The organism is Leifsonia sp. NPDC058248 (assembly GCF_042881905.1).
Taxonomy (GTDB): domain Bacteria; phylum Actinomycetota; class Actinomycetes; order Actinomycetales; family Microbacteriaceae; genus Leifsonia.
Map to the genome: position 1 here is coordinate 1 of NZ_JBHVXB010000036.1, position 1,015 is coordinate 1,015.

Consider the following 1,015-nt stretch of genomic DNA (forward strand, 5'->3'; position numbering starts at 1 on the left):
GGATGACAGCGGGGCGGCGTCCGGCCGGAGCGCGAGGCCAGGACCTGGGTCGAGTAAGACCAGGGTGCCACCCAACCACTTTGCGGACAGGTCCAGAGCCGACCAAACCAGCACGCTTGGCAGGACACCGACCCTACTTAAGTTTTATTTGTTTGCCAGCGCTACTTCAATTCGAAAGAGTGAACATTCACCCAAGTAATTGAGTGGTCACCTTTCCGGAACCTGCGTCACCGAGGCGACAGTCATCAGTTGCGAGAGAGTTCGTTTGAGTGGAGCATTGAATCAGGGATAAATGCAGACATGTATCTGGAGCTGAAATTATGACCACCAAGAAGAATAGGTCAATTTGGCTTGGCTTCTTGCTGCCGGGAGCGCTAATTCTCGGCGCACTTCTAATCGCACTCGTGCATTTCGTTTTTCATTCAAAAGATCAATGGCATGGGGACCTTCTGGCATCTCTAGGGGAGGCGCTATTCATAGCCGGCCTCCTCGGATATTGCGTGGATGGCGTACTTAAAACTGCCCTGGTGAAGGATGTGGCGGGACTGGTAATGAAGACGCTGTGGGGTACCAACGCCCCGCAGGAGTACGTGGAAAAGCTGCGCGACTCAATCGGGTCCATCGACCGCATGAGCTCAACCGTGGAGCTCGAAATAGAACTCTCTTGGCATGACGTGGGGGAGATCCTGAAGGCTAGATGCATCACGCGAAGCATTAAGCACAATATATCCAGATCAAGCTGGAGTGCTACTGCCCCCTGGTTGGGACACACCATCGATGGGGCGCCGAATAGCGAATTCGAGGCCTTTGAGGTAATCGTTACCGAACCTGCGATCGGAGATCGAGTGGCAGTGGCTCATAGAGAGACCTGGAATGCCGAGCATCTCAAGCCATTCGTACAGGTTGAGGATGATGGGAGCGTCACACTCCGAGAGGAGCTCATCTCAGGTAGTAGCCTGCCAGAGATCCCGCCAGCCGGAATATGCGAATCCCGGGTTGTCGGCACAAGCTATCA

1 protein-coding gene is annotated in these 1,015 nt (G+C 54.3%); it reads left to right on the forward strand.

Features of this window, described 5'->3' with window-relative positions; genetic code table 11:
* Positions 1-320 precede the first annotated feature (320 nt).
* A partial coding sequence (locus ACFVV5_RS19235) for a hypothetical protein (protein WP_387247326.1) occupies positions 321-1,015 on the forward strand: 695 nt, incomplete at its 3' end.